Source organism: Streptomyces sp. SID11385, from assembly GCF_010548245.1.
GTDB lineage: Bacteria > Actinomycetota > Actinomycetes > Streptomycetales > Streptomycetaceae > Streptomyces.
Genome location: NZ_JAAGLR010000879.1, coordinates 1 through 15,607, shown reverse-complemented (window position 1 = coordinate 15,607; position 15,607 = coordinate 1). Strand labels below are relative to the sequence as shown.

Genomic DNA, 15,607 nt, shown 5'->3' with positions numbered 1-15,607 from the left:
CCTTCCGGCTGCCCGCCGACGCGGACGACGCCCGCGACGGGCTGCGCAGCCTCACGCCGCCGCCGCCCGTGGACCCCGAGACCGGCACCCCGCTCACCACCGAGGAACCGGCCGGTCCCGTGGACGGCGGGCCCGGCGGCCACTCCCCCACCCCGGCCGAGCCCGGCCCCGACGGGCTGCCCGCCGAGCCCGCCCCGCTGCCCGCCACCGAGCGGCCCGCGCCCGACGACGGCTCGCGGGAGTGGCCCTGCCACGCCGATCTGGCCCTCGGCGACCACCTGTTGCGCCAGGCCGATCCCTTCGACGCGGACGCGGCGGTCAATCCCTCGCGCGACGGTTTCGCCGTCGAGTACAACCGGCCGCCCCGCATCGCGCCGCACCTGGACACCGAGTCGATCCGGATGCAGGGCCCGCCGGGCGAGCGGAAGAACCGCCCCTTCCCGTTCATCATGATGATGGCGCCGCTCGTCATGGGCCTCGTGATGATGAGCCTCTTCCGCACCTTCTACTTCGTCATCTTCATCTTCTTCACGCCGATGATGGCGATCGGCAACTGGCTCACGGGCCGCCGCTCGGGGCGCAAGCAGCAGGAGGAGGCGCTGCGGATCTACCGGCTGCGGCGCGCCGCGCTGGAGCGGGAGGTGCGCGAGGCGACGGTGGAGGAGCGCGAGCTGCGCAACGACACCTTCCCCGACCCGGCGACGGTGCTGCTGCACGCCAAGGGCCCCGGCACCCTGCTGTGGCAGCGGCGACGCCGCGACCCGGACTTCCTGACCCTGCGGCTCGGCACCGTGACGCGGCCCTCGCTCAAGCGGATCGAGGACCACGCGCGCGAGACGAACCACCGGGCGGTGCACTGGCGCCTCGCGGACGTGCCCTACGGGCTGGAGATGACCGACCAGGGCGTGGTCGGCGTCTCGGGTCCCGGGCGGGCGCCGCGCGACCTGGCGTGCTGGGCGGTGGCGCAGGCGGCGGTCCTGCACAGCCCGCGCGACCTGCGCATCGTCGTCCTCACGACGAAGGAGCACGCGCAGTCGTGGAACTGGGTGCGGTGGCTGCCGCACCTGGCCTCGGGCCGTCCGGGCTCGCCGGTCGCGATCGGCAACGACCCGGAGAGCACCGCGCACCGGGTCAACGAGCTGATCTCCGACATCCAGAACCGGGTGGCGGCCAGGTCCTCCTCGGCCCTCGCCCACACGCTGCTGCGCGAGCCGGACATTCTCGTGGTCCTCGACGGGGCGCGGCGGCTGCGCGATGTGCCGGGCATGGTCCAGGTGCTGACGCAGGGGCCGGGCGTGCGGGTCTTCGGGCTGTGCGTGGACGAGCGCGAGCGGCTGCTGCCGGAGGAGTGCACGGCGGTCGTCGTCGCGGAGGGCAACCGGCTCTCGGTGCGCAGCTCGGGGGTGCCGAAGGTCGAGGACGTCCGGGCCGACCTCGTCGACGCCGCATGGTGCGAGGAGGTGGCGCGCGCGGTGGCCCCGGTGCGGGACGTGACGGTGGACAGCGACTCGGGGCTGCCCTCGCAGGTGCGGCTGCTGCCGCTGCTCGGCCAGGAGCCCCCGGACCCGGCGGCGCTGGCCGGGGCGTGGGAGCGCCGGCCCGCGTCCACGACGTTCGTCCTGGGCGCGGGGTACGAGGGGCCGTTGCGGGTGGACCTGGTGCGGGACGGGCCGCACATGCTGATCGGCGGCACGACCGGGGCGGGCAAGTCGGAGCTGCTCCAGACGATGATCGCCTCGCTCGCCGCCGTGAACCGTCCCGACGAACTCACCTTCGTCCTCGTCGACTACAAGGGCGGCAGCGCCTTCCGCGAGTGCGCGGAGCTGCCGCACACGCTCGGCATGATCACCGACCTCGACGGGCACCTCGTGCAGCGCGCGCTCGCCTCGCTCGACGCGGAGCTGAAGCGGCGCGAGCGGCTGCTCGCGGAGGTGGCGGCGAAGGACCACACGGAGTACCGGGCGAAGCGGGCGCGGGAGCCGGAGCTGGCGCCGCTGCCGCGTCTCGTCCTGGTGATCGACGAGTTCGCGACGCTCGTACGGGAGCTGCCGGACTTCGTGCCGGGGCTCATCAGCCTGGCGCAGCGCGGGCGTTCGCTCGGGCTGCACCTGGTGCTCGCGACGCAGCGCCCCGGTGGCGCGGTGAGCAACGAGATCCGGGCCAACACCAACCTGCGCGTCGCGCTGCGCGTCACGGACCGGGCGGAGAGCCAGGACATCATCAACGCGACGGACGCGGTGAGCATCTCGTCCGCGAGCCCCGGGCGCGCGCTGGTGCGGCGCGGCGCGGACGCGCCGACGCCCTTCCAGACGGCGTGGGCGGGCGCGGAGCGCGACACGGGCTCGGCGGCCTCGGCCGGTCCCGCGCGTCCGGTGCGCGAGGTGGAGCTGACGTGGCACCGGCTCGGACGCCCGGCCGAGTGGGGCGAGGAGGAGGAGCACGAGTGGGCGGCGACGCCCGAGGAGGAGCCGGTCACGGATCTGCGGGTGCTCGTGGAGGCGATCGGGCGGGCCACGGAGCTGCTCGACGACTTCACGCCGCAGCCGAGCCCGTGGCTGGAGCCGCTGGCGGACCGGGTACGGGCCGAGGACCTGCCGCCCGTGCCGAAGCCGTCGCCGGGGGCGCTGCCGGCGGTGCCGTACGCCCTGCTCGACCTCCCTCAGTCGCAGGAACGCCGCCTGGGCGTCATCGACTTCGCGAGCTTCGGGCACCTCTACGTCATCGGCTCGCCGCGCTCGGGGCGCACGCAGGTGCTGCGGACGATCGCCGGCTCGGCGGCGCTCGCGATCGGCACGGCGGACCTGCACGTCTACGGGATCGACGCCTCGGGCGGCGGTCTGTCGGTCCTGGAGGCGCTGCCGCACTGCGGCGCGGTCGTCTCGCGGCACGACGCGGAGCGGCTGGAACGGCTCATCACGCGCCTCGGCAGGGAGCTCACGGAGCGGCAGCGCCTGATCGCGCAGCACAACGCGGCCGATCTCGCCGACGTGCGCGCGAAGGTCGGCAAGGACCGGCGGCCCCCGCGGCTGCTGCTCCTGATCGACGGCTGGGACGCGCTCGGCTCGATGCTCGACGACTACGACGGCGGGCGGGTCTACGCGGACGTCGTCCGGCTGCTGCGCGAGGGCGCTGCGGCGGGCATCCACGTGATCGCGACCTCGGAGCGGGTCCTGCTGGGCGGGCGGCTCGCGGCGCACAACGACCGCCGGTTGCTGCTGCGGCAGGCCGACCCGGGCGACTACAACGTGGCGGGGATGCCGCGGAACAAGGTGCCCGCGCACATCCCGCCGGGCCGCGGCTGGCTCGCGCCGGAGGGCATCGAGGCGCAGATCGCGCTGCTGCCCTCGGAGGACGGGGACCAGGCGGAGGCGGTGCGGGAGATCGGGAAGCGCACCACGGCGCGCGATGCCGCGCTGCCCGCCTCGCGGCGTCCCTTCCCGGTCAGGGAACTGCCCTCGGTGGTGGGGTTCCAGGAGGCGATGGACCAGGTACCGGCCGCGGAGCGGGCCCCGCTGCGGGCGCTGCTCGGGATCGGCGGGGACTCGGGGGAGCCGCTGAGCTTCGACTTCGCGACGGGCGGCGGCGCGTTCATGGTCGCGGGCCCGCCGCGCACGGGCCGCAGCACGACGCTCGCCTCGATGGCCGTCTCGCTGCTCCTGGGCGGCACCCAGCTCGTCGTCCTCACCCCGCGCGACTCGCAGTTGCGCCAGCTCGCGGCGCACGACCTCGCGAAGGTGTTCGCCGAGCCCGACCCTCCGGCGGACGCGGTCGCGCGGGCGCTGGAGGAGGTGGAGGGCCGCCCTGTCGTGGTGGTCGTGGACGACGCGGACCTGATGCTCAACTGCAAGGCGGACAAGGTGCTGCGGCAGGTGGCCTCCTCGGGCCGCGACCGGGGGCAGGGGCTGCTCCTGTCGGGTCTGCCGGAGTCGATGAGTTCGCTCGGCTGGGTCGGCATCGCGCGCCGGGCGCGGCGCGGCATCCTCCTCGGCCCGAAGAGCATCGGCGAGGGCGACCTCATCGGGGCCCGCATCTCGGCCGAGCAGGTGCGCACGCCGCTTGTGACGGGCCGGGGCTGGACGGCGAGCGCGGCGGGGGCGGCGATCACGGTGCAGGTGCCGCTGACGGTGCTCGGGACGTAGCGGCGCGGGGCGGGGCGGGGCGGTTCCCGGCGATCGCTTCCCCGGCCGCCCGCACCGGCCGGCACGTACGAAGGCCCCGCCTCCCGGTCCGGGAGGCGGGGCCTTCGCGGTGCGGGCGAACGGGGCCGGGAATCAGCCCTCGCTGCCGCTCTGGGCGTTCTTGACGCCGGTGGCGATCTGGCCGTCGGAGTCGGCGATCGCCTTCGCGATGTCGTTGAAGGTGTTGGCGTACTCCTGGATGTTCTTGGCGGACGTCTTCATCTGGTTGCTGAAGTCGTTGTACGCCTCCTGGAGCGCGGGGCTCGCCTTCTCGAAGACGAGCCCGTCCTGGAGCAGACCGCTCACGGTGGTCTCCAGGTCGCCGAGTTCGGTGGAGATGTCGCTGAGCTTGGTGCCCATCGTGGTGGCGACGCGGGCGATCTCGTCGTAGTCGAAAAGGACGTCGGGCTGCGCCATGGTGCTGTTCTCCTCGCGGTTCGGTGAAGGGGGCGGGGGCACGGGGCCCCGAGGGGCTTACTGGCCGCTGCTGTTGACCTTCTCGGCGATGTCGTGGTCCATGTCCTTCACCGAGTTCATGATCTGGCGGAACTGCTCGGCGTAGCCCTTGATGCTGTCCGTGGCCTCCTTGAGGGAGGTCGTGAACTTCTCGTACTGCGTCTGGAGCGCGGGGCTGGACTGGGTGAGCACGAGGGAGGTGTCGAGGAGGTTGTCGACCTCGGTCTTCGCCTCGTCCATGCGCGGCACGAGGGTCTGCTCGACGCTCGTGTCCAGGAGGTTGGACACGCGCTCGATCTCGGCGTAGGAGAGGCTGATGTTGGCGGGCACGTGGGTGTCCTTTCTGTCGGGGTCACGCGGTCGCGGGCGTCCGGCCCGGGACCTGGCCGGTGGGGCGGGCCCTGGTCGGGCGGGTCAGTCGTCGTCCTCGGGCTCGGGCCAGTCCTCGTCCGGGCCGCCGCGGGTCACGGTGGTGACCTCGCCGTCCTGGTCGGTGGTGGTCATGGTCCCGGAGCCGTCCTCGTTGATGACGACCTTGGTGGAGGTCTTGGAGCCGTCCGCGTACGTCGTCTCCATCGTGTAGTCGCGGGCGTCGTAGCGGTCGCCGTCGGAGGTCTCGTGGTATTCGGGCGCGGAGTCGTACGTCGTGACCGAGGTGTAGGACTGGCCGTCGGGTGTCGTGATGGTGGAGCTCTCCTTCATCACGTTGTAGTCGTCGTCCACCTCGACCTCGACGGACACCTTTCCGTGCTCGTCCTCGTACGAGTAGGACAGCGGCGGGTCGTCCGCGGGCTTGGGCGGCGCGTCCCCGGGGTCGTCGGGCGCGTCGTCGTCATCGATCCAGGTGTCGCAGAAGGACGGCGCGTCGTCGGCGCGGCACAGCTCGCCCATGTTCGTGCCGGGGTGCTCGGCGAAGTAGTCGGAGGCGCCGATCTTCTCCAGGTAGTCGTCCCACGCCGTCTTGTCGTCCTGCCACTGCTCGTACGCCTCCTTCTGGTTCTTCCAGTCGTCGAGGCCGAGGCTCTGGCTCATGAGCCCGGCGGCGGAGGAGAGTTGCGCGTCGGCGTTGAAGAAGGTGTCCGAGACGCCCGAGAAGGTGTCCGCGAGCTGGCCGAGGCCGTCCTTGGCGTCCTTGGTGCGGGAGGCGGAGTAGGAGTAGAAGAGGTTGAACGCGTACGAGAGGTCGGAGCTGCCGAGCACCGCCTTGCGTTCGGAGCTGCTCGACTCGCCGACCTCCTTGAAGGCCCCGGTCGCGCCACCGCTGCCGGCCGCGTCCGCCAGCTCGTGCATCTTCTTCTGCACGATGTGCAGGTTCGAGTAGTCGATGGAGAAGTCGGGCACCCCGTACCTCCCTGGTCACTCGGTGGCCCGGGGGTCCGGACCGGCTGTCCGCTGTCTCCACGCACGGGCCCCCTCGAAAGGTTCATCCGGTCCCCGGAATCCCGGCTGAACCTTTCGGCGCTCTCGTGCGTGGACAGGTCAGCGGCCCCTCGTGGCCGGTGACCGACAGGCCGGATGGCAGCCCGGACCGGGCCGTCGTGGAAGGAGCGCGCCCCATGCCCCGCCCCTCCGACTGGAGCGCCCTCGGACTCGGCGGCGACCCGACCCCGGGCGACGCGGACCGCATCGACGAGGTCATCTCCTCGCAGGAGAACCTGGTCTCGCTCGCCGACACGATCGACGACGGCCTGACCTCGGTGCTCAACACGACGGACGGCGTCTTCGTCGGGGAGACGGCGGACGCGCTGCGCAAGAAGATCGACGGGGACCTGCGCAAGTACGTCTCCTCGTTCCGGCAGGCGCACAAGGACGTGCAGGGCGCGCTGCGCACGTACGTGGACGTCATGCGGACGCAGCAGAAGCGCGCCGACGACGCGCTGAGCGCCGCGGCGGCCCTGGACGAGGACGACGACGCGGGCCGCGAGGAGCAGAAGGGCATCGCGGAGGACGCCAAGAGCCAGCTCGAAGCGGCGGCGAGCACCGCCTCGGACACGATCACCGACGCCGCGTACAGCATCGCCTCGCCGATCGACGAGTGCGAGGAGTTCTGGAAGGCGCTGGGCTGGCTCGCGCTCATCCTCATCATCCCGGCGATGATCGTGGGCGGTCCGCTCGCGCTCTTCGCGATCGGCCTGAACGTCGCGCTGCTCATCAAGACGGCGATCGACTTCTCGCAGGGCAAGGCGAGCATCACCGACCTCGTGCTCTCGATCATCGGGGTGATCGCGCCGACGACGAAGGGCATCCGTCTCGGCGATCTGTGGAAGGGGCTCAAGGGGCTCGGCGCGGGGGCTTTCAAGGGGGCGGGCAACCTCTTCTCGGGTGCCAACTCGCTCGGCTCGCTGGCCCGGCTCGGGCTCGGCTTCGACGACGTGTTCGCCGCCTCGGGCAACTGGCTGCGCGGCCTCAAGGGGCTCAACGGGCTGAAGATCAGCGGCGCGGGGCTGCACTTCATGCCCGGTGCCAAGGGCTTCACGATGGGGATCAACGGCATCCGCGACATCAAGCTGGTGCCGGCCGTCAGCGGCCTGACGGTCATCAACCTCGCGGGGGCGAAGACGTTCTTCGCGATGAAGACGGTGATCGGCGGCCTCAACGGCATCCGCGCGCTCGGCACGACGCTGGTCAACACCACGGTCAACGGGCTGCGCGGGGCGAACTCCCTGCGGCTGCTCCTGCCGGTCGCCGCGGACGAGCTGGGCCACGGTGTGCTCTTCGCGCTGAAGATCGGTGTCATCGACCGCGGCGTCTTCGGCCTGTACCGGTACGGGGCCTTCGCGGGCGGGCAGTTCATCGGTGCCGCGAGCAAGATCAGCGGCGGGGTGGCGCACGGTCTGCAACTGGCGCCGCCGACGGGTGGCTTCGGCTCCTTCGCGCACGTGAACCTCTCGTCGTTCACGCCGACGCCGCCGACCGGCATCGGCAGCGGTCTCACCTCGGTCCACGGGCTCACCGGCGGCTCGGCGATCGGCGGCATCAACACGAGCGCCTTCCACGGTCTCGGCTCGACGATCAACTCCTCGGTCCCGGCGCTCGGCGCGAAGGTCGTGGACGTCCCCGCGATCTCCCAGCTCTCCCACGTCAGCGCCGTGCACATCCCCACGCTGGGCCCGATGAGCGCGGTGTCCGCGCCCGGCATCGCCGCGACGCACATCCCGGGCGGGGTCACGGACGTCGGGCAGGTCGCGACGCACGGGGTGAGCGTGCCGCACCTGGGGGCGGGGGTGGGCCGCGTCGAGACGCCCGCGCTCGGCGGGCTCGGCGCGGTGCACACGCCGCAGCTCGGCTCCGTCGCCGTCCCCGCTCCCACGCAGGGGCACATCGCGACGCCGGGTCAGGTCAGTGCTCCGGCCGTGCACGAGGTCACCGTGCCCTCGCTCGGCTCGGTGTCGCAGGGCTCGGTCGTCGGCAAGCTCGACGCGCCGCCGGTGGGCGCCCGCGTGAGCGACCTGCCGTCCGTCAACGTGGGTGTCACCCACGTCGACCTGCCCTCCGTCAACGTGGGCCTCACCCACGTCAACCTGCCCTCCACCGGGCACGTCTCCGTGCCCGCGCTCGGCAACGGTACGGATGTCTCGTTGCCGTCCGTCGGCCGTGTGGACATCGCGGCAGTGGGCCGGGGCACGGAGATCAACGCCCCCGCCGTGAGCCGCGTGGACGTGCCCTCGACCGGTGCCTCCGCCCCGGTCACCGCGCCGCCCGTCGGGCACGTGGACGTCCCCGCCGTCGGCGCGAGCTCCGCCGCCGCGCCGCCGGTCGCCCACGTGGACGCCCCCGCCGTCCGTACGACCGACACCACGGTGCCCCCGGCGGCGCAGGTCCATGCCCCGGCCGTCCACCAGCCCGGACAGGCGCAGGTCCCGGCCCCGGCGACGTCCGCGCACGTCACGGCGGTCCCGGGGGGCGGGCAGGTCGCGGTGCCGCCGCTGTCCTCCGGCGCGGGGGCGGGCGAGGGCGCGCACGGCCTCGGGCACCTCAACGGCTCGGTGACGGGGATCGACGCGAAGCCTGCGGCGATGCCCGCGACGACGGGCGGGCTCGCGCTCCCCGGCAGCGGCTCGCTCATCGCCGACCTGGGCAAGGGCGGCCTGATCGACCTCTCGGCGCTCGCCCAGCGCACGGTCCGCGTCAACATGGTGCACACGTTCGAGTACGACCTCCAGCACACCTTCCGCAACCTGGACGAACTGCTGCCGGGGGTCGTCGTGGACGTGCGCCCCGGTACCGGTGCCACCCGCGCCGACGTCACCGTGACGCACACCGGCGGCCTCAGCGGCGTGACGGCCCACCACCTCCAGCAGGGCGGCCGGGACGTCCTGCGGATCGAGCGGACCCTCGGCGACGGCACCGTGCACCGCTGGAACTACTACCTGGAGGCGTCCAACGGCTACGCGCCCGTCGCTCCCATGGAGGTCGTCCCGCCCGGCACGCGCGGCAGCGGGGACGTCGAGCTGACGACGCTGCCCGGCGGCCCGCACCATCCCCCCGCCGCCTCCACCTCCGCCGCCGTGCCCGTCCCGGCGCCCGCCCCGCTCACCCGGACGCTCGACGTCCCGGGCCTCAACGGGACGCAGCTGCACGTGACCCACGACGGCGCGGGCGGCATCGCGCACGCCACGGTCGCGGTGCCGCCCGGCGGCGGGGCGTGGACGGCGACGGTGCGCGCCGGGGACGGCCCCGGGGCGCCCGCCGTCGTCCACATGGAGCAGCGGGTGAACGCCGTCGAGGTCCGGCACATGGACCTGTCGCCGCAGGACGGCGGGGGATTGCGGGTGATCTCCGACGAACGGTTCGTGACGCTCTCGGGCGGGCAGTTCCACGGCGCGGTCGTGGCGCTCGACCTGCTCAACCCGAACACCGTGCGCCACGTCCCGCCGCCCGGCGCCGCCGCGACGGGCACGCACCCGGGGATGCTCGGGCAGGAGATCCGGATGCCTTCGCACAGCGGCTTCCAGCTCTACGACGCGACGACGGGCCTGCCGACCCGCTCCGGGCTGCGGCTCGGCGACGGGGCGGGCGGCGAGATCCACGTCCTGCCGAGCAGGAACGGGCAGCACCTCGGCCTGACGGGCGCGGACGGGACCCCGGCGCCCGCGCCGCACGCGCAGGTGACCGCGCAGGCGGGCGGGGGGTTCCGCGTCCAGTACGGCGAGAGCCATGTGGTCGTGGACGCGACCGGCGCCCGTACGCACACGGTCGTGCCGCTCGGCGGCACAGGCGAGTTCGTGCTCACCCCGGCCGGGGGCGGCGCCCACACGCTGGTGGACGCGGCGGGGACGGCCCACGCGCGGCCCGTCACCGTGCACGGCACGGACTTCCACGTGCCGGACGGGACCCACCCGCACCTCACGCACGTGTACGACGCGCACGGCACCCCGACGCACGACCTCCTCTCCGTGCAGCACCCGGGCTTCGCGGGCCGCGACCTGCACCTTCCCACCGACGGGACACCCCCCACCCTCCACGGAGCCACCGTCACCCCCCAGACCGGCGGCGGCTTCCGCGTCGAGGACCCGACGAACGGCCACCACATCGTCGTCGGCCCGCAGGGCGGCCACACCCACGACGCCGTCCACCTCGGCACCACCGGCGACCTCGCCCTCCGCCCCACCGGCCCCGGCCCCGGCCCCGTCACCCGCGTCGACCTCAACGGCGCCGCACGCGGCCCGATCACCACCCACGGCACCGACTTCCACGTCCCCGCCGGAACCCCCGGGCGCCACCACGTCTACAACGCCACCGGCACCCACACCCACGACACCCTCGCCCTCGGCCACCCCGGCTTCACCGGCCGCGACCTCCACCTCCCCACCGACGGGACACCCCCCACCCTCCACGGAGCCACCGTCACCCCCCAGACCGGCGGCGGCTTCCGCGTCGACGACCCGACGAACGGCCACCACATCGTCGTCGGCCCGCAGGGCGCCCACACCCACGACGCCGTCCCCCTCGGCACCACCGGCGACCTCGCCCTCCGCCCCACCGGCCCCGGCCCCGGCCCCGTCACCCGCGTCGACCTCAACGGCGCCGCACGCGGCCCGATCACCACCCACGGCACCGACTTCCACGTCCCGGACGGCACCAACCCGCACCTCACGCACGTGTACGACGGGACGGGCGCGCACACCCACGACCTGCTCGCGCTCCACGGCCACCCGCACCTCAACGGCCCGCTGCGCACCGACCCGGCGGGCGGCACCCCCTCGCTCGGCGGCGGCACCGTCGTCCGGCAGGGGGACGGGAGTTTCCGGGTCGACGCGGGCGGCCACCACGCCGTCTTCGACGGGCGGGGCACGTACACGCACGACGCGGTGCGGCTCGGCAACGGCAACGAGTACGCGCACACGCCGGTCGGCGGCGGCGCGCCCCGCGTCGTGGACGCGGGCGGCACGCCCGTACCGCGCACGACCGCCGTCCTCCGCCCGGACGGGCACCTCGTCGTCACCGGGACGGGCGGCAGGGTGCTGTACCGGCCGGACGGCGCGGTGCACACGCAGGCGGGCCACGTCCTCGCGAGCGGCGAAGGCGTCCGCGTCCACCCCGGCGGGCACCTGGAGCTGTTCAGCCGCGACATGAACGCCGTGGACGACGTGACCGTCACCGCGAGGCCGGGCGGCGGCCACCGGGTCACCGGGGCGGACGGCCAGGTGCGGCTCTTCGGCCCGGCGGGAGCCCACGAGTACACGATCACACCGCCGGGGGCGGGCGCGCACACCTTCCGCGTCACCGACCACGCGGGCGGCGGGCACTTCGACGTCGTGCAGCTCACGGACGGTGTCGGCACCCGTTTCGTACGGACGGACACCCACGTCCTGCTCGACGGCGACATGACACCCGTACCGGCGGGCGCGCACACCTTCGCGCGCCAGGCGGACGGCAACTACCGCCTGACCTTCAACGGCGGCGGACGCGCCGGCGAATACCACCTCTACGACGGGAACGGGCGGCTCTTCGAGCAGCGGATCAACGTCTTCGACAAGGGCACGCTCAAGAACGACCAGTACCTCAAGGTGACCCACCCCGCGGACGGGGTGACGAAGCCGAGCTGGGAGCGGGTGCGGCTCGACGGGGCGGGGCGCCCGGTCGCCGCTCCGGCGATCAAGAAGTGGTACGACGCGGGCACCGTGGACACGAAGGGGCTCGGCAACGGCCGGATCAAGCTGACGACGCACTCGGGCGTCGAGCTGATGGAGCGCAGGCCGCTGCCGAACGGGCACGTCCTGGACGGCTACCACTCGGCGGCGGGTGTCGGCTCCTTCGGCCGCTTCAACCAGCGTGGCGTGTGGACCGAGTTCGACGGCACCGGCACGGTCGTCGGCTCGGGCACGCGGCACTGGGGCGAGAGCGGGCGCAGCTGGTTCGACGTCACGGGGCACACCGGCACGCGGGTGCGGCACTACCAGGAGCTGCCGGACGGCGGGCACGTCCTCGCCGACGTCGGCCACCGGCCCTTCTCGCAGAGCTTCTCCGGCGACACCCGCTGGACCCGCTTCGACAGCGAGTCGAACAAGATCGCCGAGGGCTCCCGCACGTGGGGGCCGGGGCGCGGCTTCACGGACCACCTGCCCCATCCGAAGACCGGCGTGCGGGTCGTGGCGCAGGAGAAGTACGGCCGTTTCAACTGGTCCGTCGACAACGTACGGCGCCTGCACCAGACGGAGTTCGGCGCGGACGGGGTGCCGAAGAAGGACTACACCTCGTGGTCGGCGCACGGAAAGGAGAACGGCCGGGGCGTGACGCTCAAGGACGGCGGTTTCCTGGACAGCACGCGCTTCGCGGAGCAGCGCCCGCCGCGCGCCTTCCGCTGGATCATGAGCCCCGAGTACCGGGCGGCGAACCTGGACCGCGTGCCCTGGCTCGCGCACGACAGCCGGCTCCAGATGCACACGTGGACGGAGACGGGCGCGGGCGGCGGCGTCACGCACGGCCTGCGCTTCGTCAGCAACAACGGCACGATCACGGACATCAGCAGGGCCGGCGACGTCGTCCGCGAGACGCGCAAGCCGCTCAACGGCAAGACCGTGACGACCGGCGACGTCGCGATGCCGGACGGCGTCGCGAAGCAGCACGGCTACCTGCCGTGGAAGCAGGGCGACGACGGCCTCAAGGGCCACCGCACCTACCACGTGGCCGACTTCGACACCACGCACCTGCCGCCGGGGGTCAACGCGGGCGACATCCGCTGGCAGGAACGCTTCACCGACGACCTGGCCGACGGGAACTGGTACACGCCCGCGGGCAAGCAGTGGCACGTGGCCCGTACGGGTCTCGCGGACGGCTCGGTCGTCGACTTCCGTCCCCCGCCGGGCGCCGCCGGGAGCGAGGGCCGGATGGGCGCGGTCAGCGACTGGACGCGGTACGACCACCACGGTCTCGTCATCGCCCGCCAGGACACCTTCCCCGACCCCCTGGGCGGCGCGAACACCGTCCGCGTCACCTCGCAGGGGATGCTCGACGGCACGGTGCGCTGGAGCGACGGGACGCCCGGCGGTGGCGGCGTCCGCCAGCTCAACCACCACCGGGGCGAGGTCACCCCGTGGGGCTGGGACCGCGAGAGCTTCCAGGACTTCGACGCGACGGGCGCGCTCGTGCGCGATCACCGGCTGCTCGCGGACGGCACGGTGGTCGACGCGTGGAAGAACCCGGCGACGAACACGTGGCACTGGAACAAGACCGGCGCGGACGGGGAGATCAAGGGCTTCGGCAACGGCGTGAACGACCGCGTGCGGCAGTGGTTCGACGCGAACGGCACCCAGCTCCCGGACTTCCGGCCGGGCGCCGTCTTCAAGGACTTCGACAACAACGCCGGGCACATCGTGCAGGAGATCCCCACCCCCCCGGCGAACACCCCGCACTTCCAGGACTCGCCCTACCGGGTCCGCGAGTACGTCGAGACCCCGGGCGGCGCGCACAACCCGCATGTGTGGAAGGAGTACGACAACGGCATCGAGCTGGGCCGCAAGGTCGAACTGCCGGACGGCAGCTTCCTGGAGAGCGAGGACTGGCACAAGCAGTGGCGCCGCTTCGGCGCGAACGGCACGAGCATGATCGACGAGCGGACCATCCCCGGATACGTGTGGCACCGCGACACCTTCGGCCGCACCACGCTGACGGGCCGCGAGACCAACTTCACGGGCATCCTCTCCGAGTACCGCGGCTTCAACCGCATGTGGCGCGAGCCCAACCGCTGGGAGTGGGGCCACACCGCGGGCGGCGTCAGCACGTACACGTCGTTCCCGTACAAGGCCGGGCAGGCGCTCGCCGTCGACCTGATCCAGGAGTGGCTGCTCGACTTCGGCATGAACCTGGCGGTGTACGGGATCGTCGCGGCGGCCACGGGCACGCCGTTCGGCTGGAACGAGGTCGGCAAGGCCGCGTTCGGCGCGACGGTCGGCGCGGGCGTCAAGGGCACCTTCTCGCTCGGGCACTACGCGACGTTCCGGGGCGGCCCGTGGAAGACGGGGCTCAGCCAGGTCGACCAGGGCAACCCGTACGCGCGGCGCCCCAACGACGACTCGTGGACGGCGGAGTTCGCGGGCAACGAGAAGGTGACGCGCTGGCGTTCGGGCACCTACGACTGGGGCGTGGGCCTCATGACCGGCGCGGTCTCGGGCTTCGTCACCGCCGCCGCCAGCTCCGCGATCTTCGGCGTCAAGGACGCGGACGGCAACACCGTGCACCTGCACGGCGCCGACGCGCTGCTCGCGGGCGCGGTGGGCATGGCGGGCGGCGTCGCGGGCGCCGTGAGCCTCGGCGTGGCCCGTACCGCGATGATCCAGAACTTCGGCGGGCGCTTCTACCACCGGGGCGGCGTCTTCGACACCTTCGCCGTCGCGGGGCTCGGCAAGCTCGTCGACAAGACGTTCGCGAACCTGTACCTTTCCTCGACTCTGCAGAAGCAGGTCTTCCCGGGCCACGACTTCTACACGGGCGAGCAGCAGAACGAGCAGAACGGGGGGCCGCAGTGACGGCGCTCAGAGTCGGCCCTCGGGGCCGCGGAGTCCACCGCACGATCGCCGCCGCCCTCGCCGCGGCCCCGGCGGGGACGACGGTGCTGGTCGCCCCGGGCACGTACGTGGAGAGCCTCGTCCTGTCGCGGCGGGTCACCGTCGAGGCGGAGGGCGGCGCGGGTTCGGTGCGGCTGCGCGCGGCGCACGGGGTGCCCGTGACGGTGACCGCGCCGGGGTGCGTGCTGCGCGAGCTGCACCTCGCCGGTACCGATCCCGACCAGCCGGTGGTGCGGGTCGAGGACGCGGCGGGGCTGACCGCCGAGCGCTGCGAGCTGACGGGCGGCCGGGTCGAGGTGCTCGGTTCGGCGACGGGGGCCTCGGCCGCGGTCAACTCCCGGCTGCGCGCGGAGGACACGCTGCGGGCCGAGGTGGCGGACCCGGTCGACGGGGGCGGCGTCCTCGTCCTCGACGGGACGCGGCTCAGCGGGGCGCGCGGCGCGGCGCTGCACCTCGTCGGCGACGCGCGGGCGCGGGCGGTGGACACGGAGATCTCCGAGGTCGACGGGATCGGCGTGGTCGTCTCGGGGCAGGCCGTCCTGATCGCCGAGCGGCTGCGGGTGCGGGACACCTCGGGCTCGGGCGCGCGCGCCAAGGGCGCGGGCAGGTTCCTCGCCCGCGGGAGCGTCTTCTCCGGAACGGGGCGGCACGGGGTGCTCGTCGAGGAGGACGGCGCCGCCGAGCTGACGGACTGCCGGGTGGAGGAGAGCGGGCGGTGCGGGGTGCGGCTCGCGCACCGCGGTCGCGCGGTTCTGCGCGAGACGCGGATCAGCGACGCGCGCGAGCACGGGGTGCGCGCCGACGACCAGGGCGGCGTCTCGCTGCGCGACTGCCAGGTGGTGCGGCCCGGCGGGCACGGGCTGAGCGCGGCGGGGGCGAGCAGCGTGCGGATCGCGGACGCGCTCGTGGCGGAGGCGCACGGCAGCGGGCTCGCGCTCGCGGGGCAGGCGCGCGCGGTGCTCGAAG

Annotated in this window: 6 protein-coding genes; 3 read left to right on the top strand and 3 right to left on the bottom strand. The window is 73.6% G+C overall.

What is annotated here, in order from left to right:
* The coding region (locus G3I42_RS26845) for an FtsK/SpoIIIE domain-containing protein (RefSeq protein ID WP_164290143.1) at positions 1–4,139 on the top strand (4,139 nt) is incomplete at its 5' end.
* A 132-nt stretch (positions 4,140–4,271) separates the two neighbouring features.
* On the opposite strand, the gene G3I42_RS26840 is transcribed toward G3I42_RS26845, so the two are convergent.
* The 3 genes from G3I42_RS26840 to G3I42_RS26830 all read right to left on the bottom strand — a co-directional run bounded on the left by G3I42_RS26840 (position 4,272) and on the right by G3I42_RS26830 (position 5,975).
* Positions 4,272–4,595: a WXG100 family type VII secretion target gene (locus G3I42_RS26840; RefSeq protein WP_164290141.1), complete on the bottom strand. Its 324-nt coding sequence runs from the start codon at positions 4,593–4,595 to the stop codon at positions 4,272–4,274.
* 57 nt (positions 4,596–4,652) lie between these two features.
* On the bottom strand, positions 4,653–4,964 hold the full coding sequence (locus G3I42_RS26835) for a hypothetical protein (RefSeq protein WP_008749402.1): 312 nt from the start codon (positions 4,962–4,964) through the stop codon (positions 4,653–4,655).
* Positions 4,965–5,048: 84 nt separating this feature from the next.
* Positions 5,049–5,975, bottom strand: a complete 927-nt coding sequence (locus G3I42_RS26830) for a serine/arginine repetitive matrix protein 2 (RefSeq protein WP_164290139.1) — start codon at positions 5,973–5,975, stop codon at positions 5,049–5,051.
* A 215-nt stretch (positions 5,976–6,190) separates the two neighbouring features.
* Between G3I42_RS26830 and G3I42_RS37145 the strand changes: the two genes are divergently transcribed.
* Both G3I42_RS37145 and G3I42_RS26820 read left to right on the top strand, forming a co-directional pair.
* Positions 6,191–14,602: a hypothetical protein gene (locus G3I42_RS37145; RefSeq protein ID WP_203607387.1), complete on the top strand. Its 8,412-nt coding sequence runs from the start codon at positions 6,191–6,193 to the stop codon at positions 14,600–14,602.
* On the top strand, positions 14,599–15,607 hold a 1,009-nt coding region (locus G3I42_RS26820), incomplete at its 3' end, for a right-handed parallel beta-helix repeat-containing protein (protein ID WP_343244678.1). The genes G3I42_RS37145 and G3I42_RS26820, both read left to right, overlap by 4 nt.